Here is a 22319-nt window from a genome sequence, read left to right on the forward strand (position 1 = left end):
AAGATGTCTTTATAGATTTGTTTTGAGATAGTAAAAAGCTAATTAGTTAATTAGCTTAACTGATATTAAATAATGAGATGTCCTTTCTGTAACGCTGAAGATACCAGCGTAATTAATTCACGCGTCAGTGAAGAGGGGGATCGTGTTCGTCGACGCCGACATTGTACAGCTTGTGGCAAACGTTTTACTACCTATGAAACAGTAGAACTACGTTTGCCACAAGTAGTTAAGCAAAATGGCACTCGTGCAGAATTCAGTCGGAACAAGCTTCTTACTGGGTTCATGCGTGCGCTGCATAAGCGTCCAGTTCCAACTGAACATGTGGATGCTGCCATTGATCGTATTGTTCAGAAGTTGCTGAGTTCAGGCGCAAGGGAAATATCTTCACGTAGTATTGGCGAGTTAGTGATGCAGGAGCTTTATAAGCTCGATAAAGTGGCTTATATACGCTTTGCCTCTGTGTACAAGAGTTTTCAGGATGTTGGTGATTTTCAGGATGTCATCAAAGAAGTTCAGAACCAACACTAAAATTGATTCTTAAGAAACTCCAATCCAGTGCTCCAATAACGACCAGGATCGTCAGTTTAAAGTAGTGTGTGCATTCAGGATCTATTTGTGCTCGGAGATTCCCCAATTTTTTCCTCAACTGATTATGCCTTTATGGCTCAAGCATTAAAGCTTGCAGAAAAAGGTTTATACACAACCAGTCCAAATCCCCGGGTAGGTTGTGTCATTGTTAAAAATAATCGAGTAATAGGCAGTGGCTGGCATGAACGTGCTGGCCAACCGCATGCTGAAATCAATGCACTTTATGCTACGGATGGTACAGCCGAAAATGCTACCGTTTATGTAACATTGGAGCCATGCAGCCATTATGGGCGTACCCCCCCTTGTGCACAGGCGCTAATCAATGCGGGTGTGGCGAAGGTCGTTATCGCGATGTTGGATCCGAATCCTTTGGTAGCAGGAAGTGGTGCAGCAATGTTAAGGCAGACAGGCATCATGGTGCAATCCGGTTTGTTGGAGGAACAAGCAAGGGCACTTAATATTGGCTTTGTTTCTCGCATGGTTCGCCATCGGCCGTGGGTAAGATTAAAAATAGCTGCGAGTCTAGATGGAAAGATTGCATTGGAGAATGGTGAAAGCCAATGGATTACTAGCAAGGCAGCTCGTTTGGACGGGCATCGATTACGTGCTCTTTCTTGTGCAATCTTAACAGGTGTGGGCACAGTAAAAAAGGATGATCCACAATTAACAGTCCGCCATGTTGAGACTTCCCGACAACCACTGCGTGTAGTCATTGATAGCCGACTCGAGATATCAACTAATGCAAAGCTGTTACATGGAGGAAAGGTATTGATTTTCTCTGCTGTGCAAGATGAGAACAGAAAAAAGTCGCTGGAAGAAAAGGGAGCGAAAGTAATCATTATGCCGGGAGTTGGCGGCAAAGTGAATCTGATTCAGCTAATGGCTAAATTAGCAGATTTTGAGATCAACGAAGTGCTCGTGGAAGCAGGGAGTACTTTGGCTGGCGCGCTGGTGCAAGAAGGATTAGTGGATGAGTTAATCATCTATCTTGCACCTTGTCTGCTTGGTGATAAAGCACAGGGCATGTTGAATTTACCGATACTGACCAAGCTATCCGATAAGCGTAAGCTTGAATTAACTGATTTTCGTATGATTGGACAAGATATTCGGGTAACTGCAAAATTCTCCAGTCTTGAGCAATATGATTAAATTTTAAACTGGCTTCTTAGCAAGCTTACGTTGCAGGGTTCTGCGATGCATATTCAAAATTCTTGCGGTAACGGAAATATTATTATTATTTTCAGTCAGGATACGATGGATATATTCCCATTCCAGACGTCCAACTGATAACGGATGCAAGCTTATCGGTGCCTCAGTATCACCGCTGGTACGCTCAAAAGCTGCCATAATGTCATTAACATCAACTGGCTTGGCTAGATAATGGGTAGCACCAAGCTTGATCGCTTCAACTGCGGTTGCAATACTAGCATAACCGGTCAACATGACGATCCGAGTTCCAGGATCTAGTTTCTTTATTTTATCAACGAGTATTAATCCAGACTCATCCGATAGTTTGAGGTCGATAATCGCGTATTCAGGCATGATGGATTCGACTTTTTCCAAGGCAGATGCAATGGAGTGTGTGTAGGTGACATCAAATCCTCGTTTGGTCATTGCCTTAGCTAGCACATCACAGAAAACTGGATCGTCGTCGACAATGAGTAAACTTGGATGCTCAATGGGCCCGGTCATAAAATTTACCTCTTTGTGCTGACTTAGTGGAAGAGCAGTTAAGTAATTCTAGGAATCAGGGGAAGCGTGACATGGATGCAAGCGCCACCTTCCGGATGATTAAACAAGCGTACATTACCACCGAAACGTTCAATATTTGCGTTGGCGAGAAACAAACCAATCCCAAACCCTTGACCGGACGCCTTGTTGGTAAAAAATGCCTCCCCTGCGCGTTGAGCTGCTTCTCCAGTCAAACCTTCCCCGTCATCATGGATTTCTAGATTCAGAGTATGCTGATCCCAATTGCTTTTAATTCTGACTTGATCAGTTGAGGCGTCTGCAGCATTGTTCAGTAAATTCAGGATGGACTGATTCAGTAATTGCGTATTCATGATAAGGGGAGCAGGTTGGACCCCATGCCATTGATAACTGAATTTGGTCGAAGGGCGAATGAGTTGCCATTTATCAAGTACCTGTTTTAGAAAATAATCAACCGACTGACTATTTCCGTCTTCTGTTCGTGCTTGCCCCGCTTTAGCGAGTAGCTGCGTCAGGGTTTGCTTGCAATGAGTAATTTGATTGCGCAAGATACGGATATTATTCTGGAATTCTTCGTTCTGAAGATATTCTTGCTGCAGCTCTCCAGCAATGACCGCCATCGTTGAGAGGGGGGTGCCCAGTTCATGTGCTGCGCCCGCAGCCAGCGTGCCTAGCGCAATGATTTGTTCGTTGCGTAATGCTTGCTCTCGTGCCTGAGCGAGATTCTTGTCACGATCGCGAATGGAAATACTCATTTTGACAACGAACCAAGCAATCAAGAGAGTACTTAACACAAAAGTCAACCACATACCTGAAATATGGAGATTGAACTCCATCAGATGCGTGCTATGATCGCCCGAGTGGTCATGGGGCAATGGGATATATTCAAACAGAAGAATGGTATAACAAGTAATCGTGATTCCTGCGATCGCCCAAGTATAACGCCATGGCAGAATGGCTGCGGCAATGGTAAGGGGCAGCAGGTAGAGCGAGATAAAAGGGTTAGTTGAGCCGCCAGTGAAATAGAGTAATGCGGTTAAAGCAAAAATATCAACTAGCAATTGGGCAAAAAACTCAAGATTCGAAACGGGAAAGGTATGATGGAGCCGAACCCAGGTAAAAAAATTGAGGATGGTGAGTATTACCACTACGATGATCATCTTTTCCCACGGCACATCTAATTCAATGATTGAATATACCAGAGCAAATAGGATGCATTGCGCGACAATTGCGATACTTCTTAAAAGAAATAGTCTTTGCAAGTTCTTGCTAAGCGGTGACTGATGAAGAATATTAAACATTAAAATGACTCATCTGGAATTTCTTTTTGATACAACATTAGCGCAAATTAAAAATTTAGGCTATGTGACAAATTGTCACACCTTATTCCATTTTCTAAATCAAACCTGACTTTGTCGGCTTCTCCGCCGTATTATTTATACTGTCTGCGGCTCGCTCTTGCGTCATGTTTGATTTGGAAATGAAATTAGACTATCCGGGTCGTGAAATGCTCAAAAATTTTGATAAAAGAATGCGCTATGGTTAATGCTTTTTTTAGGACTTTTGTCAATGAGGATTGGCTAGAGACTTCATTAGCTTCTCGTGTATTCCGCCAAAACCACCGTTACTCATAATGAGGACATGATCAGCAGGGCGAGCAGTAGCCACAATGGCGTTGATTAACTGGGTCATCTCATAATGCACACTGGCTTTTTTCCCCAAGGGGCTGAGAGCTGTCTGTAAATCCCACTCTGACTGATTGGTATAACAAAAAATTTGGTCTGCTATTTCAAGGCTTGCTGCCAAACTGTCTTTCCAAATGCCCATTTTCATCGTGTTGGAGCGTGGTTCTAAGACAGCGATAATCCGCGCATTGCTTACTTTATGGCGCAAACCATTTAAGGTCGTTTTAATCGCAGTAGGGTGATGCGCAAAATCGTCATATACTGTGATGCCATTAACTACGCCACGTATTTCCATTCGTCGTTTGACATTCTTGAACTGTGATAAGGCGGCAATGGCAATATCAGGAGGAATGCCAGCATGACGAGCTGCTGCAATGGCGGCCAGTGCGTTCATGCGATTATGTTCTCCCAATAAATCCCATTGCAGTATTCCATAAGATTTCTCTTGGTAAACAATTTCGATATTTTGCTCAGTCAAGGTTTTGGCGCACCACCCCTCGTCAACACCAAATTTCTCAATAGGTGTCCAGCAACCTTGGGCAAGTACCTGCTGCAAGCTTTTTTCGAGACCATTGGAAACAATTAATCCATCGCCAGGAATGGTTCTTACAAAATGATGAAATTGTCGTTGAATTGCGGCTAGATCAGGAAAGACATCAGCATGATCAAATTCAAGATTATTTAATACTGCAGTTCTGGGATGATAATGGATAAATTTGGAGCGCTTGTCGAAAAAGGCCGTATCGTATTCATCAGCCTCTATTACAAAAAATGAAGAGGATTCTTGCCAATCTGGATGATGCCTACTTTCTGCGCCTAATCGTGCAGAGATTCCAAAATTTTCTGGTATGCCGCCAATGAGAAAGCCTGGGGCTAGCCCACCATATTCCAATATCCATGCTAGCATCGAACTCGTCGTTGTTTTCCCGTGAGTGCCTGCCACCGCTAGCACCCATTTGTTTCTCAAAATATGTTCCGAAAGCCATTGGGGGCCGGAGGTGTAAGGCAAATTCCTGTTTAAGATTTCCTCCATTAAGGGATTGCCACGTGAAATGGCATTACCGATCACAAACAGGTCTGGCTTCAGTTGTATCTGCTGGGGAGCGTAATCCTCAATCAATTCGATTCCCTGAGAAATCAGTTGAGTGCTCATGGGTGGGTAGACGTTGGCATCACAACCTGTGACTCTATAACCAGACGCGCGCGCCAGTACAGCAAGGCCGCCCATGAATGTACCGCAAATACCGAGGATATGAATATGCACCGTATACCTTCTTGAAGAAAAATTGACGAATTGACTTGTTTGAATGACTAGTTTATTACTTTGAAGCTTAAATTATACTTGTTAAGCTTAACAGGAAGATTTTAGTGGATTACTTTCTAACAGCTAAAAGCATTTTTATAAAATAAACTTTTGAAAGTAATGAGCTATCAGCTAGATCCTCAACACTAACTGAGTGCTGATTATTCATCATCCTATGCAATTATCAGTTTATCGTGGGCGCTTTGCTCCATCACCGACAGGTTCCTTGCATTTGGGTTCATTAGTGACTGCAGTAGCAAGTTATCTTGAAGCAAGAATTCATAATGGTGAATGGCTGGTCAGGATTGAAGATGTGGATTCAACGCGTGTTATTCCTGATTCATCCCGGCAAATATTGCATGCGCTTGAATCTCTTGGAATGGATTGGGATGGTGAAGTTGTCTATCAAAGTCAGCGTCATACTGCTTATCAAACCACACTGACTAAGCTTAATAAAAATGGATTAATTTATCCTTGTGCTTGTTCGCGCAGAGAAATTGCTGATTCCGCCATGAGAGGTGTGGAAGGTCCTGTTTATTCCGGAAGTTGTCGTAATGGTCTGCCTAGCAATCATGCTGATCGTCCCCATGCGCTGCGAGTCAAAACCGAAAACAGCCAGATTGAATTTGTAGATAATTTGCAAGGAAAGGTTCATCAATGTGTAGAAAGTGAAATCGGTGATTTTGTTTTGCGTCGGGCCGATGGTATTTATACCTATCAATTAGCCGTAGTGGTGGATGATGCCTGGCAGGGGATTACTCATGTCGTGCGGGGTGCTGATTTACTTCATTCAACTCCGCGTCAGATTTATCTACAGAAGCTGCTAGGCTATAAAACTCCTGCCTATCTACATTTGCCCGTTGTAGTGAATAAGCAAGGAGAAAAGCTGAGTAAGCAAACACAGGCGGCACCCATTGATCTAACTAAACCACTCCCTCAACTGGTTGCAACACTTCGTTTTCTTGGCCAGAATCCACCTGATGAGTTAGTTGAGGGCGATATAAATTCCTTCTGGCAATGGGCGCTAGCTCATTGGCAAGCAGAAAAAATACCTAAAGGAAGCCATTTTATTAATGAACCGTGAATGATCATTCTAAATATACCATGGTTATGGCTTTTTCATGCTACGCTAGGTATGCTTCTTGCTCTAATGTAGGTAATAGCATCATTTCAGGAAAATAAGGAGAATATGTGGCTTTTCTGCCATTTTATATACCTGCTCGCAAACAGTTAAAGATAGTCATTGTAGGTGGAGGTTATGCCGGAATCGCTGCACTGACAACGCTCGTGCAATATATGCCAGATGCAGAAATCACGATTATTGATCCGCGGATGCATCATCTCAAGATCACACATCTTCAAGAAACGTTCCGTTATCCTTTATCTGATTTTCTCGTGCCCTTTACAGCGCTTGGGCAACGATTTGGCTGTCGCCATGTTTGTGCTGAACTCATGCCCGATGAAGTAACGCTGCAGCAATGGCAGAATGATAAATGCATAACATTTGATGATCATTCATTGCCATTTGATTATCTGTTGATTGCAACTGGAGCACCCGCAAAAGGTTTAGTCAATCATGATTCAGACTACATACTGGATTTGAATGATTTTATGGAAACTGCCGGTTCAGAATTGCTAAGCAAACTTCTGACTGGGCAAGGTGACAGGAAAGACCCTATTTCTGTGATTGGAGGAGGTGCCACTGGTATACAGTTTCTGTTTGAGATTGTGCATTTTCTTCAACGCCACAAATTTGAAAACAAACTACGCTTGATTGAAAGTGGAGAGCGGGTGCTTAGACAGTTTCCTGATAGGTTTGCTCACTATGTGCAATCGAGTATGACCGAGCTTGAAATCGATTTTTGTCCAGATACCTATTTCCGCGGACAGCAGGAGAACATCATACTGTTGGAAGAAAAGAATACTGGCAGACGCTATGAGCTTCCTTCCAGTCTATCTCTATTATTTGCTGGCAAGCAGCAGGGTAACCAGTTTACTGCAAATGCCTTTGGACAAGTGATTGTGAATCATCGGGTATTACCGCATATTTTCGTTGCGGGTGATTGCTCTCATTATCAATCTTTTGGCTCTAACGCGTTGACCGCACAATCAGCGGTGCGTAAAGGAAAGCTTGCAGCACGTAATATTTTGCGACATTCAGGATTGCTCAAAATACTTGAACCTTATATGCATCATGATATAGGCTATGTAGTCAGCCTTGGATCGACAGATGCAGTTGGCTGGTTGGCGGTGGAGAATAATGTGGTAACTGGTATTGCAGCTTCGGTTATTAAAGAAATTGTAGAGGCACAATATGATTTGCTTTTGACAGGAATAGATACTTATCTGATTTGAGATATCAATAACAATAAGCAGGAGGCTGGGCTATGTTTAATTTGTCTAGCGATAAGGCGGTCGTGGGGAGGGCAAGCATAATAATTGAGAAGCCTGAGGAGCATATTTTCAATTTTATCGGTACTGAGCTGCTTGCTAATTACCCAAGGTGGTCGCCGGAAGTGCATGAGTTGGAGAAACTGACCGAGGGTCCGCTAGGATTGGGAACTATATGTCGGCAGGTCCGTGTTGATCAAGGAAATCGCTCAGAATCTACCTTTAGAATTATTACCTTTGAACCTCATATACATATTTGTTTCGACGGCGTATCTAATTCTTTCCGTTGCGATTATTTATTGGAGCCAGCCGATCCAGCAGCTACGCAAATCACGTTTACTTTCGAGTTGCTTAGCCTCGAGCTGCATATGAGACCGTTTGAGAAGCTTATACATATAGCCATCCAGGATGGTGCTGAAAGAACAGTCAGAAACATCAAGCATCTAATAGAAGCTGACTCGTTTTAATTAACCTTGTGACCTGCCAAGCTATAAAAATTTTGGAGAAAAATTGGACTTTATCGTTGAGAAAGACTTTGGGTTGATTCCAACAGTATTATCCAAAATTCTTGATTCATGTGTTAATGGCATCACATTGGCTGGCCCTGATCTAGAGGATTTATCCCCTGGTTTATGTCTATAAAGCGTTTAAGAAAATAAGAGGTTATAGCCAAGAAGAAACAATATGGAAAAATTGTCGTTTACGGCAGAGCACTAATCGTGACCAGGAAGAGCGATATCAGTTGAAAGAAACCATTGAAAATAAACAACCTATTGAAATCACGCTCAGAAATTACAGAAAAAATAGCGAAATGTTTTACAACTATTTGACCTTCACTCCTCTGTTTGATGCTCACGGCAATATCCTTTACTATCTGAGCGTACAATACGACGTGACGCAACAGCGACGCGCTGAGGAAGAGATCAAGCGATTAACTGAGAAGCTCGCTACAATAAGAAAATAATTAATATATATGGTGGGTTCTGCTGGAAAAACTGATCCTAAAAAGGTATCATTCAAGGCTGTCTGATGTGTAGCATTACCCAGCATCAACTATCCCTGCATGTGATGCAGTCAGTGATCGGAAGCGTGGCAGAGTGGTCGATTGCACCGGTCTTGAAAACCGGCAACGGGCAACCGTTCGTGAGTTCGAATCTCACCGCTTCCGCCATGAGTTTGATATAATTAATTGAAATTAAATAGTAATTATAATTTAATCAGATTCTACGCAGCTTTTTACGCATCTTTTAGTGCTGGATAGGAGCGGACGCTACCGGATAAACGCGGTGTAAGTGCTACAATCAAGCATAAAATTGGAACAACCCTGCCACTTTGAGCTTTTTAGTTAAAAATACTTATTTGTACTAAAAACTGCATTAATAATCCAATCCCAGCCAATTATACTTTCTGTCAACCACGCGGTTATGAAAGTATTTTTTCGCAGTTCATCCCAAAGATGTTCCTGCGGATTCAATTCAGATGAATTCGATAGGGGAATAATAAACGGATGTCCTCAAGCAAATGGAAATCCTTGTTTTTATGCCAGCTGGCGCCATCAAGGATCATAACGATACTATCACCAGGGTAACGGTTGGCAATCTCATTGATGAAAATCTGTATGCAATTGCTGTTGATAGGGGCAACACCAGGCTATTGAAGGCTCCATTGAGGGAGCTGACTGCGCCGTAAGCATAAATATATGCTTACGTCACCATGGCACTCACCATCGGTCGATCTGGACGGCAGCGGCTCCATCAGCATCACCTGAAACTCATGCGATTAATTGACAACATATTGCGTTAATTGCCCAGGCGCTGGCTAAGCTCCCGGAACGTACCAAGCGGATGTTTGAGCTTTATGAGATAGAAGGGTATAGCCATCGGATGATTGCCGATGAATTAGCTATTTCGACTTCATTAGTATATATCCTCATACATGAAGCTATGAATCATTGCAGAAACGCTCCCCAACCATGTACTAAGGAATAGAAATAATTGTTATTGTTTTATTCATTTCGCTTATTAAAATGATCCATCAATCGATTATTTTTAATAGCTTAAGCCGCAACTATCTGAGCCAGGTGTTAAGGTATCGGCGGTCCTATTTTCCAGGGTTAGTGAGCAAAAATACTTTGTTGAGCTGCTCTCTGGTGCGTTTAATGCCCCTATGCTGTTTTCTGGTTAGCCACGATTGTTGCTAATACAACAGGATTTCATATTTCCTTATCCTCGTTTTTTTCGATATATTTTCCCAGTAATAATCCTTGCAGAACAACAAAAGCCAGCATCAGACCCATAAAGCCGAACATCTTGAAATTAACCCAGGTTTCAGTAGAGTAGTTGTATGCTACGAAGAGATTGGCGGCACCCATTGATGCAAAAAATGCTGCCCAGCTAGTATTGAGGTGAACCCATATCTGCTCGGGTAGTTTGATCTGTTCTTTCATCATGGTACGGATCAAATTTTTCTTAAAAAACACTTGCGCCAAGAGCAATGCGATGGCAAACAGCCAGTAAAGCACTGACGGTTTCCATTTGATGAAAGTCTCGTCTTGCAGGATTAATGTTGCACTGCCGAAAATGACAATGATCACGAGACTTATCCATAATATGTTGTCGACTTTATGATGACGGAACCATACCCAGCCGATTTGCGCAAAAGTGGCGGCAATGGCTACTGCAGTTGCAGCGTAAATGCCATAAACTTTAAAAGTAATAAAAAAAAGGATTACTGGAAAGAGATCAAAAAGAAACTTCATAAAATGGTGTCAGTAGTGTAGTTGGAGAAGTTATTATCGCAGTAATTATGCTTGAGTTGTTATGTCTCATCGCTATTCTGGTCAAGCTTGAGTAATGCAGGATTAATACAACAGCGCAAATTTGGTTTCGTGCTGTTAAGAGATAAAAGATGTATGCATTTGTATTATCCTATTTTCCTCAGTTGCAGTCTCTTATTCCACTTCTAAATCAAACCTGATAATCCTCTAGCCAGCCTCCTCGCAGCCAGTTGTTAGACTGGTTTTACTGGAATGTTAATCAAGAGCAATTGAATCAAATTTGTTTTTACCGATGCAAGATAATTTCCAGCACAAATTTACTACCGATATAAGCAAGCAGAAGAATGATAAAACCGGTTAAAGTCCAACGTATAGCAGTACGTCCACGCCAGCCATAAAAATGCCTGCCTATAAGCAGGGCTGCAAATACTCCCCAAGAGATAAAACTGAAAAGTGTTTTGTGTGAAAATGTTACGGATTGGCCAAAAACTTCTTGTGAGAATATTATGCCGCTAAGAAGTGTCAAAGTAAGGAGTATGAAACCTGCCCAGATAATGCGAAACAGCATTTTTTCCATAACGAGAAGGGGTGGGAGATTCATCAATACCCGTGACATGGCAGGATGGTGAAGGCGATACTCCAATATCGTCATGAGGATCGCATGGAGTGCTGCGATAGTAAACAGACTATAGGCAAGCAGAGCGACCAGCAGATGTGCTTTAAATGCAGGTAATTCAGTGTTGGCAAGGGGGCGCAGTGAAGGAAGCGCCAAGGGCAATAATACTGCTATTGCTGCCACAATGGCGATCGGTGCAATCAAATTCTGTAATTCACGCAGCCGTGAAAAGAAACCTGAGAACCAGTAAATCAAGGCAGTCAGCCATACAATCGATGAGATTGCATTACCCACACCAAAACTGAGTCCAGTATTTATAAAAATAGTTTGATAAAGTATAAGACCATGAAGTGTAAGCGGGGCAAGCATGATGAAATGCTCTCCCTTGGCAATTGATGAGGTACTTACTTCAGCACTGGGTGAGATGGGTTGATTCTTCCAGCGGGTGGGCCAGAAATACCATCCAACTAATGTATAAAACAAAAAAGCTGAAATATAAACTAGAATGCTGAGCATTTATAAAACAGATCTAAAAACTGATTTATTCAGTCTACCTTGCACTTGTATAAATTCAAAGCGTTATTATTAGAATTTGAGAAATTATCATTTTATGGTGCTATGTGATTAGCATCAATTTTTTGAGGAATAAATATGTTTGATAATCTGACGAGTCGACTTTCTGGTGTTATCAAAACGCTGCGTGGAGAAGCGAGATTAACTGAGAGTAACATACAGGAAGCAATGCGTGAAGTGCGCATGGCGTTACTTGAAGCTGATGTTGCTTTACCTGTTATCAAGGATTTTATCGAGCGGGTAAAACAAAAAGCGATCGGTCGGGAGGTAATAGAAAGTCTTTCTCCTGGACAGGCATTAGTAGGAGTTGTTCATCAAGAGCTCATGACCATCATGGGAGGGGAAAAAGCGGATCTCAACCTCAACACTGTACCGCCTGCTGTTATTCTCATGGCAGGGTTGCAAGGTGCGGGAAAAACCACGTCTAGTGGAAAATTAGCTAAATGGCTGATAGATAATAAAAAGAAAAAAGTAATGCTGGTATCTTGTGATATTTATCGACCTGCTGCTATTGATCAGTTAGAGCTGCTATCCAGTCAAGTTGGTGCTGACTTTTTCCCAGTAAAAGCAGGTCAACAGCCAGCGGAAATCTGTACTGCTGCGCTGGATTATTCTCGCAAACATCATCATGACGTAATGATCGTCGATACTGCAGGTCGCCTCGGTATTGATCAAGCAATGATGGACGAGATTACTGAACTTGAGGCTCTGCTGAAACCAATTGAGACACTTTTTGTCGTCGATGCAATGCAAGGGCAAGATGCTGTCAATACGGCAAAGGCATTTGCTGATGCGCTTCCTTTGACGGGTGTTATCTTAACCAAGCTGGATGGAGATGCACGGGGAGGAGCAGCCTTATCGGTGCGGCATGTGACGGGTAAACCAATCAAGTTTACCGGGGTAGCTGAGAAATTGACTGGACTGGAGCCTTTTTATCCTGACCGGATGGCTTCTCGTGTCCTGGGCATGGGCGATGTATTGGGGCTGATTGAAGAAGCGCAGCGTAGCGCAGATCAGAAAGAAGCTGAAAAGCTGATGAAAAAAATGAAATCAGGCAAGGGGTTCGATCTTGATGATTTCAAAATGCAATTCCAGCAGATGAAAAAAATGGGCGGAATGAGTGCAATGTTGGAAAAACTGCCGCATCAATTGACGCAAGCAGCCCAGAATATGAAGGTAGACGATAAAATAATTAATCGCACTGAAGGAATTATCAATGCCATGACACGACAAGAGCGTGCCAAACCAGAAATCATTAAGGCGTCACGCAAACGCCGTATTGCGGCCGGTTCGGGTGTCTCTGTGCAGGAGGTAAATCGCTTGCTCGCGCAATTTGAGCAGGCACGCAAGATGATGAAAATGGTCAATAAAGGTGGCATGGCCAAGATGATGCGTGCAGTAAAAGGCATGCTACCGCAGATGCGCTAGTATCAAGAACGATCGAGGAGGAAAATTTTTTAGGTTTGATTATTCTGCTTTAGGCGCCTGCTCGAGTCCTTCTACCTGAATTCCAGTTGTGATATCTTTTTCAGCAAACCAGCCAAGATTCATTTCAAGTGCATATTTTGCTGGTTTGGCTGAATAATGGGTATTGATTGAGAGCGGGGCCATATCGGCAATATTGAGAATCACCCCTTGTTCGTCAAGAAATGCCACGCTGAGAGGGATAGAGGTATTGAGCATCCACATGCCGTAAATATTTGTTTTGGGAAAAACGAACAGCATGCCACTATTTTTATCCAACTGTGAGCGATACATTAATCCTTTGGAGCGCGCAGTTGGAGTATGCGCTATTTCTGCCGAGAGTGTATGATCTAAAATCTTAAGAGAAATCGCTGGGGGCTTGGTTGGGGTAGCTGAGCTTTCTGCTGTCGGTGGCAGCAAAATAATGATCACTAAAAAGAAGTACTTTAACATTTACCTGTACTTCCAAAACCACCTTCACCGCGGGTGGTCGGTTGAAAGTTTTCTACTATATTGAATTGAGCTTGCAGGACAGGAACAATAACCAGTTGGGCAATACGTTCCAATGGGTTAAGAAGGAAGCCTGTTTGCCCCCGATTCCAGCAAGAAACTAAAATCTGTCCCTGATAATCCGAGTCGATCAATCCAATCAGATTCCCTAGTACGATGCCATGCTTGTGGCCAAGACCAGAGCGGGGTAACACCATTGCCGCTAAACCTGGATCATTCAAATGAATCGCAATACCAGTTGGAATTAATTGTGATTCGCCGGGCTGTATTTGAATGGGATGCTCAATACATGCGCGCAGATCTAATCCCGCAGAACCTGGCGTAGCATAAGCGGGTAGCTGATCTCTTAGCCGCAGATCAAGAATTTTGATGTCGATTTTTTTCATACCAAAAGAGTTAGCTATGATGTTGTTTATGTAAGGCAGCGATGTGCGCGATTAAGCGGCGTGCTTGATCAATTTTAGGTGCTTTGGGTAGTATATGTTTACCATTATCATCAAACAGTAGCAAGGTACTGTCATCTGCACCCATCGCCTCCTGGGCCAAATTTGCAACAAGCAAAGGCAGCTTCTTTTTGTGACGCTTGCTTTCTGCATTTTGATCAATATTTTCTGTTTCAGCAGCAAAACCAACGCAGAATGGTGGATTAGGCAAATTAGCGACATATTGCAAGATATCGGGATTAGGAATGAGCTCCAGCATCAGATCATTATCGGATTTTTTTATCTTTTGGGTGTGAGCGATAGCGGGACGATAATCTGCTACTGCGGCGACGCTGATAAAAATATCGTTAAAGATCACCTCATTTTTGACTGCAGTCAGCATATCGTTAGCACTGGTGATGGGGATGAATTTTTTAACGGCAGGGTAAGTCAAGCAGACCGGTCCTGAAATTAGCGTAACTTCCGCGCCTGCCCCAAGTGCAGCTTGCGCGAGTGCGTAGCCCATTTTACCCGAACTTAAATTAATAATGCCGCGAACTGCATCAATCGCTTCAAAGGTAGGCCCAGCTGTAATGAGGATACGCTTTTTCTCTAATAATCTGGGTTGAAAGAAATTCTGCACAGCTTCAAAAAGTTCTTGTGGCTCCAGCATGCGTCCCATTCCTGTTTCACCACAAGCCTGAATGCCATGAGCAGGGCCGAGTACAGTAATATCATCTTTTTGTAAGGTAGTCAGATTGCGCTGTGTTGCAGGATTTTCCAGCATCTGGCGATTCATGGCAGGTGCAACCATCAACGGACAATTACGAGCAAGGCATAACGTTGACAGCAGATCATCTGCCAGGCCATGAGCAATTTTGGCAATAAAATCAGCACTTGCGGGCGCAACTAAAATAACATCAACAGCACGTGATAGATCGATATGGGCCATGCTGTTATTGACACTTTCATCCCAGAGTTGAGTATGTACCGGTTTGCCGGTCAATGCCTGTAATGTGGTTGATCCTAAAAAATGACAAGCTGCCTCAGTCATAACGGTTTGTACTTCAATACCATCTTGTATGAGTAAGCGTGCAAGTTCAGCAGCCTTATACGCTGCGATACCGCCAGTTATTCCAAGTAACACACGTTTTTTTTTCTGGGAATTTGTCACAATTATCTATGCGCGCTGATTAATTGAAAATAGGAAAAAAGATTTGGTCCGAGTTAAAACACAAAAATTGATAAGCATAAGTAATTTACTACATTGTTGGAAAAATTAGCCGTTAATTTGATAACGATGATTTTTTACATGTTTTATTAAACAATGGCAATTACAGATTGGCCTGAGTCCGAGCGCCCGCGTGAGAAGCTCCTGAAAAAAGGAGCAAAAAACCTTTCAGATGCTGAGTTATTAGCTATTTTCTTACGTACTGGTATTGCGGGTAAAAGTGCAGTGGATCTGGCAAGAGAATTATTAAAACATTTTGGAAGTTTGACAGAATTATTCCTTGCTGATCAAGATGCACTATGTCAATTGCCTGGTATGGGAGTGGCCAAATATACTCAATTACAAGCTGTTCTGGAAATGGCTCAGCGTGCACTCAGAGAAGAACTAAAAAGTGGCGATATCATGGATTCGCCTCAATCAGTTCGCGATTACTTGCGCCTTAGTCTGGTTGGGAAGGAGCACGAGATATTTATGGGCATTTTCCTGGATGCTAGAAATCGTACTATTGCTACTGAGGAATTATTCACAGGTACGCTGACACAAGCCAGTGTATATCCGCGTGAAGTAGTCAAACGTGCATTATATCATAATGCCGCAGCCATGATTTTTGCTCATAATCATCCCTCTGGTGTCGCGGAACCCAGTAAGGCTGATGAGATACTTACTCAATCGTTGAAACAAGCGCTTGCACTGGTCGATATCAAGGTATTGGATCATTTTATTATCGGTGATAGAGACACACTCTCATTTGCAGAGCGTGGTCTGATATGAATTGAAGAATACCTCTGAATCAGGATATAATGCTTAGTTTTATAAATCTAGGAGTACGTAACCATGGCGCGAGTATGTGAAGTGACTGGTAAAAAACCTATGACTGGTCATCATGTTTCCCATGCAAATAACAAAACAAAACGTCGTTTCCTACCAAATTTGCAGCATCGCCGATTCTGGGTAGAAAGTGAGAAGCGATGGATCACTTTACGCTTGACTAATGCGGCATTGCGTACTATTGATAAAAATGGAATTGATGCTGTGCTTGCCAAAATGCGTGCGCGTGGTGAGAGTGTTTAGTGTATAAGGTAAAGTATTTACTTTAATTAAGACGGGAATTTAATTATGCGTGAAAAAATCAAACTTGAATCTTCAGCTGGAACTGGTCATTTTTATACCACAACCAAAAATAAGCGCACTAAACCTGAAAAACTAGAGCTTATGAAATATGATCCAGTAGTAAGAAAGCATGTCAAATACAAAGAAACAAAATTAAAATAACAGAAAGTGCTCAGTAATAAACCTACTATTTTGGTTTAATTTATCAATAAGAACTAGCTGCTCTTTAGGTGAGTATTTTCTCTCGCTAACCTATAAGATCGTTGCATGCATCTTTTCTGGTGGTATCGTTTTGTTCGTGTGAATGCCAGTCTAGTATTTTGATTTATGTCACAACTTCACTACTTCTGCTATTGTTTCTTCCTTTCTGTCTAGTAGTGATTTAAGATATTCAAGAAATTCGTAATGTCTGCTCACAAATTTCTTCATGTGAAAAATTACTTAGCCTGAACTAATTCAGTATGAGCTAATACTGAGCTACCAGCAAAGTAGCGTTTAATTCCAGCAGTGATCGCATTGGCCATTTTATCCTGATATGCTTGGCTCCTCAATTTTTCTTCTTCTGTTGGATTACTGATAAATGCAGTTTCCACCAAGATGGATGGAATATCTGGTGATTTGAGAACAGCAAAACCTGCTTGTTCTACATTTCTCTTATTTAGAGGATTAATGCTGCTAATTGCTGATAGTACGTTCCCGGCAAGCTTGATGCTGTCATTAATAGTCGCATTTAAAGATAAATCTATTAACGTCTTTTTAAGATAGTGATCTTTGTTATCAAGTTTAACTCCTCCGATTAAATCGGACTCATTCTCTTTTTTTGCTAGCCAATTTGCTGTCGTGGAAGTAGCTCCATTTTCAGATAATGCATATACAGAAGAGCCGCGTGCCTGAAGCCTCGGGACGGCATCTGCATGAACAGATATAAACAAATCGGCATTTACCCGACGTGCTTTTGCACGTCGTTCTTCGAGAGGTAAAAAATAGTCATCATCCCGAATTAATACGGCACGCATATTGGGTTCTTTGTCTATGCTGGTTTTGAGCTTTCTTGCAATAGCAAGGGTTACATCTTTTTCTCGAGTGCCATTTGGTCCAATTGCGCCAGGATCTTTCCCGCCATGTCCCGCATCAATTGCTACAATGTAAGTTTTTGATAATTTACGAGGATTGCGATCAAAAGTTGTTGGTAATACTTCTGATTGCTTGTGGCTATTATGTTTCGTAGGTACCCTGCTTTCAAATTCTTGTACCAGTGCCATTAATGGATCTTCTTTTTTATTGGATGCAGCCGCAGGGTGTCGAGCTGCATTGCCTTCGCCACCGTGTGCCATTAATGGATCTTCTTTTTTATTGGGTGCAGCAGGCTCTTCAGGTGGATAGATATCCAGTACAAGACGGTGACCAAATCCATCCATTGGATCAAGAGTAAATGTCTTAGGCACAACGCTGGTTTTTAGTCCTAAAACAAGGCGCAGTGTGTGTGGTTTTGGGCGTTCTATACGTGCTACCTGAATAAAAGGATCTTTTTTATTAACTTTTCCTGACAGACTTTCCAGCGCAGGGGTTAATGCCACCCCTTCCAGATTCATAATAATTTTTTGAGGATTATCTAGTGTATCAAGGGTATAGTTGATAGGTGAGTTGGATTCAAGTGTCAGTCGGGTATATTCCGGGCCTGCCCAGAGACGCGTAGAGGTAATCTTTGTGTTTGCCAGAGCACTATTGCTAAATAAGGAAATGAGGATGGAAATTAATGAGAAAAAAGCTAGAAATAAAACCTGATAATACCCAGTCGCAATGATATTAAAAGTAGCTCCAGATTTTACCAGGGTTTTAAGCATTGTTTTCCTTTCTCAGTTCCAGCTTGAATTCTAATTTCCCGGCCTAATTCATTGAATCGAAGAAAAATCTCTATATCCGCAGCTGGCAATAATTTGTCAGCTTTCTCTGGCCATTCGATTAAACAAATTGTTTCTGCATTAAAGAAATCGCGGAAGCCAGCTTCCTCCCATTCAATAGGATCATTGAAGCGATAAAAATCAAAATGATACAAGTATAACCTAGAAAATTTATAGATCTCAACCAGATTATACGTTGGGCTTTTCACTTTCCCCAAATAACCCATTGCGTGCAAAATACCGCGAGTTAATGTAGTTTTCCCAGCACCTAGCTCACCAGAAAGAAAGATAATTAAGCCAGGATGCAAAATGCTGGCAATTTTCTCACCAAGCGCTAGCGTTGCTGTTTCATTGGCAAGCTGTAAAATAAAAGGTTGCTCTGTATCAGAATTGGAAAGAAAAGGATTATGCAAGAAGAGATCTCCACAAATTCATCATTAGATGTTGCTTCGTTAAAAGAATCTATCAAAAATTGGGGTAGACAACTTGGTTTTCAAGATGTTCGTATCGCTGATGCTAATGCTGACATGTCTTTAGTCGAAGCAGAACTATTCGCGTGGCTGGATAAAGGCTTCCATGGCGACATGGATTATATGGCAAAACATGGTACCAAGCGTACCCGCCCTGCAGAGCTAGTACCTGGGGTGTTGCGAGTGATCTCTGTGCGTATGAATTATGCACCGCCAGAAGTGAAGGAAAGTTGGGGCATTATCCATGACGGCAATAAAGCATTTATTTCACGCTATGCTGTCGGACGTGATTACCATAAAGTATTGCGTGCGCGACTGCAGAAACTGGCTGACAATATTTCCAGTAAGATAGGTCAATTTAATTATCGTGTTTTTACTGATAGCGCGCCCGTAATGGAAGTAGAGTGGGCAAAAAAATCAGGACTGGGATGGCGTGGCAAGCATACATTGCTGTTATCCAGAGAAGGGGGATCGTACTTTTTCCTTGGGGAAATGTATACTGATTTACCGCTACCTGTAGACGATCCTGTCGAGAGCTATTGCGGTAGCTGTACTCGCTGCATTGATATCTGTCCTACCCAGGCGATTATTGGTCCTTACCAGTTAGATGCAAGACGATGTATTTCTTATCTCACCATTGAGCTAAAGGGTAGTATTCCTGAAGCTTTGCGCCCGCTAATCGGCAATCGGGTATATGGTTGTGATGATTGTCAATTGATCTGCCCCTGGAACAAATTTGCTAAGATCACACAGGAAGCTGATTTTGCTGTGCGCAATGGATTGGATAATGTCTCACTGGTGGAATTATTTCAATGGAGCAAGGAAGAGTTTGAATCAAAACTTGCGGGTAGTCCCATTCGTCGCATCGGTTATGAGCAATGGTTGCGCAATCTTGCGGTTGGTTTGGGTAATGCTCCCTCATCTCCAGCGGTCATTGAGGCGCTGCAAGCACGCAGTAATGATCCTTCCCCTTTAGTACGTGAACATGTCCAATGGGCGCTGCGGCAGCATGATAAATAGTTGATGACTGCAGTCGTTTGATTTTTATTATAAAATTCTCAAAGACACGATCCTTTCCAGAATCCACCACGAGGGTGATTCCGGAAAATTATGTAAAAATTACGTTGTATCCTAGCGCATGCGCCAAGCGGTGTAAGTCGTTTCTCTGTTGAAATCATCCCAGATATAGGCAGGATTTACTATGGGTGTGGTTGGAATCAGAAAGGTAGCGATATCGAGTGCTCCGGTTAAGGAGCGTCCTACTGCATGGACAAGACCGGTAAAGAAACCAGCAGTCATGCCATAGGTAGCGCCATGACTACGGCCTTTGACCATCATGGTTTTAGGAATTTCTACAAAACCAGTCACTGCATTGGCGACACCATTAGCAAGTTTTTCTCCAACTTTAATGGGGTAATCAGTTGCCATTGACGCGGTTGGGAAAAAGAATGCTAATGCGAACAATACCAACAGTGATGCGATAGATTTTTTCATTGAGTTCTCCTAAATCAAAATAATACAGTAAATACACCCGCTTAATGCAGCTGCAATGCTAAAGTGACACCATCAAACATGACGATATCACAATTTATCGCATTCCTTAAATGAGTTGTTATTACTAGAATGGTAGATTTCAATTATTTACCAATTGATAATCGGTGTGTTGTGAGCGTTTCGAGCGATTCAGTCAATCAATAATAATCTGCTTTAGATTTACTTAGAGCACCCTTTGTTTATTATCGTATGTGCCTGCACATTAGCTATTTTCCCCACGTATCGCGTAAAGTAACAGCGCGATTAAATACTGGTTTTCCTGGTTTTGCATCGATGCGATCCGCCACGAAATAGCCATGACGTTCAAACTGGAAGCATTGTTCAGCTTGTGCGTCAAGCAGCGAAGGTTCGATCAAGGCGGTTGTGATTTGTTTTGAATGAGGATTCAAGTGGGATTTAAAGTCTTTATCGCCACTATCAGGATAGGGATGATTGAACAGACGATCGTATACTCTGATTTCCGCTGGTTGTGCATGCCTGGCAGATAGCCAATGAATATTTCCCTTGACCTTGCGGATATCGGCACCTGCCGTACCACTTTTGGTAGCTGGATCATAAACACAGTGTATTTCTTCTATTTCGCCCTGGTCATTTTTTACCACAGAGACACATTTTATCAGGTAGGCATAGCGTAAACGAACTTCTGCTCCAGGCGAGAGCCGGAAATAGCCTTTGCTGGGAACTTCCATAAAATCATCCTGCTCAATATAAACAGTTTGGGTAAGAGGTAATATTCGTTTACCCCATTCTGGTTTTTGCGGATGATTCGGTGCATAACATTCTTCTTCCTGATCCTCCGGAAAATTATCAATTATAAGTTTCAATGGTTTTAATATTCCAATTCGCCGTAAAGCATGCTCATTGAGATCTTCTCTCAGACAATCTTCTAGAACTGTCATATCTATCCAAGAATCAGCTTTGCTGATACCGATGCGTTCAGTAAACAGGCGAATCGATGCAGGGGTATATCCACGGCGACGCAGGCCTGCTAAGGTATTCATACGTGGATCATCCCATCCCTCCACAAAATGACCTTCTACTAACTCAATTAGCTTGCGCTTACTCATCACGCAATAAGTGAGATTTAATCGAGCAAACTCGATTTGCTGAGGGTGGCAAGGGATTTGGTCAACTAATTGGTCTAGTACCCAATCATACAGTGGTCGATGGTCTTCGAATTCCAGCGTGCAAAGAGAATGGGTGATATGTTCAAGTGCATCAGATATGCAGTGCGTAAAATCATACATGGGGTAAATGCACCACTTGTCACCGGTTCGCTGATGATGAATATGGCGAATACGATAAATGACTGGATCGCGCATATTAATGTTGGGAGAAGTCATGTCAATTTTGGCGCGTAATACATGCGCGCCATCTGGGAATTCACCAGCACGCATGCGACGGAACAAATCCAGGCTTTCTGCTGCGGAGCGATCGCGATATGGGCTATTTTTTCCTGGCTGAATCAAGGTGCCGCGTAATTGCCGGATTTCCTCTGCGGACAGGCTATCTACATACGCCTTATCTTTTTTTATCAGATATTCAGCAAATTCGTATAGTTTCTCAAAGTAATCAGATGCATAGTAAATATGCTTTCCCCAATCAAAACCCAACCATTTGACTGAATCACAGATGGCATCCACGTATTCTTGTGCTTCTTTTTCTGGATTAGTATCGTCAAAGCGCAGATGACAGATACCACCATAATCCCGAGCAAGACCAAAATTGAGGCAGATGCTCTTGGCGTGACCGATATGGAGATAACCATTTGGTTCTGGTGGAAAACGTGTTTCTACTCGCCCGTCCCATTTACCGGTACGGTTATCCTCATTAATAATGGTACGAATGAAATTTGAAGAAATAGGTAATGTGCTCACAAATTTGTCTTTCTAATTGGGTTGGGAATGCGATCATTAAAAGAACTATAATACAAAGTCGCAATATTATAGAGTGTGTTTGACCAGCCAAAACCAGAATAAATTAGTGAAATAAATGCAGCGCAAACAACCTAAACA

Annotated in this window: 25 protein-coding genes and 1 tRNA gene; 14 read left to right on the plus strand and 12 right to left on the minus strand. The window is 42.3% G+C overall.

The window, feature by feature from the left end; all coding sequences use genetic code 11:
• Nucleotides 1–72: 72 nt before the first annotated feature.
• Nucleotides 73–528, plus strand: coding sequence for a transcriptional regulator NrdR (gene nrdR / locus R2Q26_RS03525; RefSeq protein WP_090570508.1), 456 nt, complete (start codon nucleotides 73–75; stop codon nucleotides 526–528).
• A gap of 87 nt (nucleotides 529–615) precedes the next feature.
• Complete coding sequence (ribD, locus tag R2Q26_RS03530) at nucleotides 616–1737, plus strand: bifunctional diaminohydroxyphosphoribosylaminopyrimidine deaminase/5-amino-6-(5-phosphoribosylamino)uracil reductase RibD (protein WP_317534999.1); 1122 nt, start codon at nucleotides 616–618, stop codon at nucleotides 1735–1737.
• A gap of 3 nt (nucleotides 1738–1740) precedes the next feature.
• On the opposite strand, the gene R2Q26_RS03535 is transcribed toward ribD, so the two are convergent.
• From R2Q26_RS03535 to mpl, 3 genes are all read right to left on the minus strand, one after another.
• The gene (locus R2Q26_RS03535; protein WP_317535000.1) at nucleotides 1741–2280 is read right to left on the minus strand and encodes a response regulator transcription factor; all 540 of its coding nucleotides are present in this window, start codon (nucleotides 2278–2280) and stop codon (nucleotides 1741–1743) included.
• 38 nt (nucleotides 2281–2318) lie between these two features.
• The gene (locus R2Q26_RS03540) at nucleotides 2319–3599 is read right to left on the minus strand and encodes an ATP-binding protein (protein WP_317535001.1); all 1281 of its coding nucleotides are present in this window, start codon (nucleotides 3597–3599) and stop codon (nucleotides 2319–2321) included.
• Nucleotides 3600–3864: 265 nt separating this feature from the next.
• The gene (mpl, locus tag R2Q26_RS03545; protein ID WP_317535002.1) at nucleotides 3865–5247 is read right to left on the minus strand and encodes a UDP-N-acetylmuramate:L-alanyl-gamma-D-glutamyl-meso-diaminopimelate ligase; all 1383 of its coding nucleotides are present in this window, start codon (nucleotides 5245–5247) and stop codon (nucleotides 3865–3867) included.
• A 214-nt stretch (nucleotides 5248–5461) separates the two neighbouring features.
• Here mpl and gluQRS point away from each other — a divergent pair, with 214 nt between their 5' ends.
• The 7 genes from gluQRS to R2Q26_RS15460 all read left to right on the plus strand — a co-directional run bounded on the left by gluQRS (nucleotide 5462) and on the right by R2Q26_RS15460 (nucleotide 9665).
• Nucleotides 5462–6370, plus strand: coding sequence for a tRNA glutamyl-Q(34) synthetase GluQRS (gene gluQRS, locus R2Q26_RS03550; protein WP_317535003.1), 909 nt, complete (start codon nucleotides 5462–5464; stop codon nucleotides 6368–6370).
• A gap of 107 nt (nucleotides 6371–6477) precedes the next feature.
• Nucleotides 6478–7641 (plus strand): NAD(P)/FAD-dependent oxidoreductase, encoded by a 1164-nt coding sequence (locus R2Q26_RS03555; RefSeq protein ID WP_317535004.1) that lies wholly within the window; start codon nucleotides 6478–6480, stop codon nucleotides 7639–7641.
• 32 nt (nucleotides 7642–7673) lie between these two features.
• On the plus strand, nucleotides 7674–8144 hold the full coding sequence (locus R2Q26_RS03560) for an SRPBCC family protein (protein ID WP_317535005.1): 471 nt from the start codon (nucleotides 7674–7676) through the stop codon (nucleotides 8142–8144).
• A 215-nt stretch (nucleotides 8145–8359) separates the two neighbouring features.
• On the plus strand, nucleotides 8360–8641 hold the full coding sequence (locus R2Q26_RS03565) for a PAS domain-containing protein (protein ID WP_317535093.1): 282 nt from the start codon (nucleotides 8360–8362) through the stop codon (nucleotides 8639–8641).
• Nucleotides 8642–8760: 119 nt separating this feature from the next.
• A tRNA-Ser gene (locus R2Q26_RS03570) sits at nucleotides 8761–8848 on the plus strand.
• A 350-nt stretch (nucleotides 8849–9198) separates the two neighbouring features.
• Nucleotides 9199–9366, plus strand: a complete 168-nt coding sequence (locus R2Q26_RS03575; protein WP_317535006.1) for a hypothetical protein — start codon at nucleotides 9199–9201, stop codon at nucleotides 9364–9366.
• A 113-nt stretch (nucleotides 9367–9479) separates the two neighbouring features.
• Nucleotides 9480–9665: a sigma factor-like helix-turn-helix DNA-binding protein gene (locus tag R2Q26_RS15460; RefSeq protein WP_411182317.1), complete on the plus strand. Its 186-nt coding sequence runs from the start codon at nucleotides 9480–9482 to the stop codon at nucleotides 9663–9665.
• A 224-nt stretch (nucleotides 9666–9889) separates the two neighbouring features.
• Here the strand turns inward: R2Q26_RS15460 and R2Q26_RS03580 are convergent, their stop codons facing one another.
• Entirely contained in the window at nucleotides 9890–10435 is a 546-nt protein-coding gene (locus tag R2Q26_RS03580; protein ID WP_317535007.1) for a septation protein A, read from the minus strand.
• A 304-nt stretch (nucleotides 10436–10739) separates the two neighbouring features.
• Nucleotides 10740–11585 (minus strand): inner membrane protein YpjD, encoded by an 846-nt coding sequence (locus R2Q26_RS03585; RefSeq protein WP_317535008.1) that lies wholly within the window; start codon nucleotides 11583–11585, stop codon nucleotides 10740–10742.
• Nucleotides 11586–11720: 135 nt separating this feature from the next.
• On the opposite strand from R2Q26_RS03585, the gene ffh reads away from it, so the two are divergent.
• Nucleotides 11721–13070 (plus strand): signal recognition particle protein, encoded by a 1350-nt coding sequence (gene ffh / locus R2Q26_RS03590; RefSeq protein WP_317535009.1) that lies wholly within the window; start codon nucleotides 11721–11723, stop codon nucleotides 13068–13070.
• A gap of 39 nt (nucleotides 13071–13109) precedes the next feature.
• On the opposite strand, the gene R2Q26_RS03595 is transcribed toward ffh, so the two are convergent.
• Genes R2Q26_RS03595 through coaBC form a run of 3 tightly spaced genes read right to left on the minus strand, consistent with a single transcriptional unit; the run spans nucleotide 13110 to nucleotide 15218 of the window.
• Complete coding sequence (locus R2Q26_RS03595) at nucleotides 13110–13559, minus strand: DUF192 domain-containing protein (protein ID WP_317535010.1); 450 nt, start codon at nucleotides 13557–13559, stop codon at nucleotides 13110–13112.
• Nucleotides 13553–14002: a dUTP diphosphatase gene (dut, locus tag R2Q26_RS03600; RefSeq protein ID WP_317535011.1), complete on the minus strand. Its 450-nt coding sequence runs from the start codon at nucleotides 14000–14002 to the stop codon at nucleotides 13553–13555. The genes R2Q26_RS03595 and dut overlap by 7 nt, the downstream gene beginning before the upstream one ends.
• A gap of 10 nt (nucleotides 14003–14012) precedes the next feature.
• Complete coding sequence (gene coaBC / locus R2Q26_RS03605) at nucleotides 14013–15218, minus strand: bifunctional phosphopantothenoylcysteine decarboxylase/phosphopantothenate--cysteine ligase CoaBC (RefSeq protein ID WP_317535094.1); 1206 nt, start codon at nucleotides 15216–15218, stop codon at nucleotides 14013–14015.
• A gap of 147 nt (nucleotides 15219–15365) precedes the next feature.
• Between coaBC and radC the strand changes: the two genes are divergently transcribed.
• The 3 genes from radC to rpmG all read left to right on the plus strand — a co-directional run bounded on the left by radC (nucleotide 15366) and on the right by rpmG (nucleotide 16541).
• A complete protein-coding gene (radC, locus tag R2Q26_RS03610; protein ID WP_317535012.1) occupies nucleotides 15366–16040 on the plus strand; it encodes a RadC family protein in 675 nt (224 codons plus the stop codon).
• Between the two features lie 63 nt (nucleotides 16041–16103).
• Complete coding sequence (gene rpmB / locus R2Q26_RS03615; RefSeq protein WP_090568923.1) at nucleotides 16104–16340, plus strand: 50S ribosomal protein L28; 237 nt, start codon at nucleotides 16104–16106, stop codon at nucleotides 16338–16340.
• A 45-nt stretch (nucleotides 16341–16385) separates the two neighbouring features.
• Nucleotides 16386–16541 carry a 50S ribosomal protein L33 gene (rpmG, locus tag R2Q26_RS03620; protein ID WP_090568927.1) on the plus strand — a complete coding sequence of 52 codons (156 nt, stop codon included), beginning with the start codon at nucleotides 16386–16388 and terminating at the stop codon, nucleotides 16539–16541.
• 275 nt (nucleotides 16542–16816) lie between these two features.
• Here rpmG and R2Q26_RS03625 read toward each other — a convergent pair whose 3' ends face one another.
• Entirely contained in the window at nucleotides 16817–18223 is a 1407-nt protein-coding gene (locus R2Q26_RS03625) for an N-acetylmuramoyl-L-alanine amidase (protein ID WP_317535013.1), read from the minus strand.
• Nucleotides 18205–18693, minus strand: coding sequence for a tRNA (adenosine(37)-N6)-threonylcarbamoyltransferase complex ATPase subunit type 1 TsaE (gene tsaE, locus R2Q26_RS03630; protein ID WP_317535014.1), 489 nt, complete (start codon nucleotides 18691–18693; stop codon nucleotides 18205–18207). The genes R2Q26_RS03625 and tsaE overlap by 19 nt, the downstream gene beginning before the upstream one ends.
• On the opposite strand from tsaE, the gene queG reads away from it, so the two are divergent.
• Entirely contained in the window at nucleotides 18688–19770 is a 1083-nt protein-coding gene (gene queG / locus R2Q26_RS03635) for a tRNA epoxyqueuosine(34) reductase QueG (protein WP_317535015.1), read from the plus strand. The genes tsaE and queG overlap by 6 nt on opposite strands.
• Before the next feature lie 111 nt (nucleotides 19771–19881).
• Here the strand turns inward: queG and R2Q26_RS03640 are convergent, their stop codons facing one another.
• Nucleotides 19882–20244, minus strand: coding sequence for an exosortase system-associated protein, TIGR04073 family (locus tag R2Q26_RS03640; RefSeq protein ID WP_317535016.1), 363 nt, complete (start codon nucleotides 20242–20244; stop codon nucleotides 19882–19884).
• A gap of 266 nt (nucleotides 20245–20510) precedes the next feature.
• The gene (locus tag R2Q26_RS03645; RefSeq protein ID WP_317535017.1) at nucleotides 20511–22181 is read right to left on the minus strand and encodes a glutamine--tRNA ligase/YqeY domain fusion protein; all 1671 of its coding nucleotides are present in this window, start codon (nucleotides 22179–22181) and stop codon (nucleotides 20511–20513) included.
• Between the last annotated feature and the right edge of the window lie 138 nt (nucleotides 22182–22319).

It is taken from the genome of Nitrosomonas sp. Is37, assembly GCF_033063275.1.
Classification (GTDB): Bacteria; Pseudomonadota; Gammaproteobacteria; order Burkholderiales; family Nitrosomonadaceae; genus Nitrosomonas.

Coding starts and splice junctions, on each gene's coding strand:
- nrdR (WP_090570508.1), top strand. CDS start 73: ATGAGATGTCCTTTCTGTAACGCTGAAGATACCAGCGTAATTAATTCA.
- R2Q26_RS03535 (WP_317535000.1), bottom strand. CDS start 2,280: ATGACCGGGCCCATTGAGCATCCAAGTTTACTCATTGTCGACGACGAT.
- R2Q26_RS03540 (WP_317535001.1), bottom strand. CDS start 3,599: ATGTTTAATATTCTTCATCAGTCACCGCTTAGCAAGAACTTGCAAAGA.
- gluQRS (WP_317535003.1), top strand. CDS start 5,462: ATGCAATTATCAGTTTATCGTGGGCGCTTTGCTCCATCACCGACAGGT.
- R2Q26_RS03560 (WP_317535005.1), top strand. CDS start 7,674: ATGTTTAATTTGTCTAGCGATAAGGCGGTCGTGGGGAGGGCAAGCATA.
- R2Q26_RS03575 (WP_317535006.1), top strand. CDS start 9,199: ATGGAAATCCTTGTTTTTATGCCAGCTGGCGCCATCAAGGATCATAAC.
- R2Q26_RS03580 (WP_317535007.1), bottom strand. CDS start 10,435: ATGAAGTTTCTTTTTGATCTCTTTCCAGTAATCCTTTTTTTTATTACT.
- R2Q26_RS03585 (WP_317535008.1), bottom strand. CDS start 11,585: ATGCTCAGCATTCTAGTTTATATTTCAGCTTTTTTGTTTTATACATTA.
- ffh (WP_317535009.1), top strand. CDS start 11,721: ATGTTTGATAATCTGACGAGTCGACTTTCTGGTGTTATCAAAACGCTG.
- R2Q26_RS03595 (WP_317535010.1), bottom strand. CDS start 13,559: ATGTTAAAGTACTTCTTTTTAGTGATCATTATTTTGCTGCCACCGACA.
- dut (WP_317535011.1), bottom strand. CDS start 14,002: ATGAAAAAAATCGACATCAAAATTCTTGATCTGCGGCTAAGAGATCAG.
- radC (WP_317535012.1), top strand. CDS start 15,366: ATGGCAATTACAGATTGGCCTGAGTCCGAGCGCCCGCGTGAGAAGCTC.
- rpmB (WP_090568923.1), top strand. CDS start 16,104: ATGGCGCGAGTATGTGAAGTGACTGGTAAAAAACCTATGACTGGTCAT.
- rpmG (WP_090568927.1), top strand. CDS start 16,386: ATGCGTGAAAAAATCAAACTTGAATCTTCAGCTGGAACTGGTCATTTT.
- R2Q26_RS03625 (WP_317535013.1), bottom strand. CDS start 18,223: ATGCTTAAAACCCTGGTAAAATCTGGAGCTACTTTTAATATCATTGCG.
- queG (WP_317535015.1), top strand. CDS start 18,688: ATGCAAGAAGAGATCTCCACAAATTCATCATTAGATGTTGCTTCGTTA.
- R2Q26_RS03640 (WP_317535016.1), bottom strand. CDS start 20,244: ATGAAAAAATCTATCGCATCACTGTTGGTATTGTTCGCATTAGCATTC.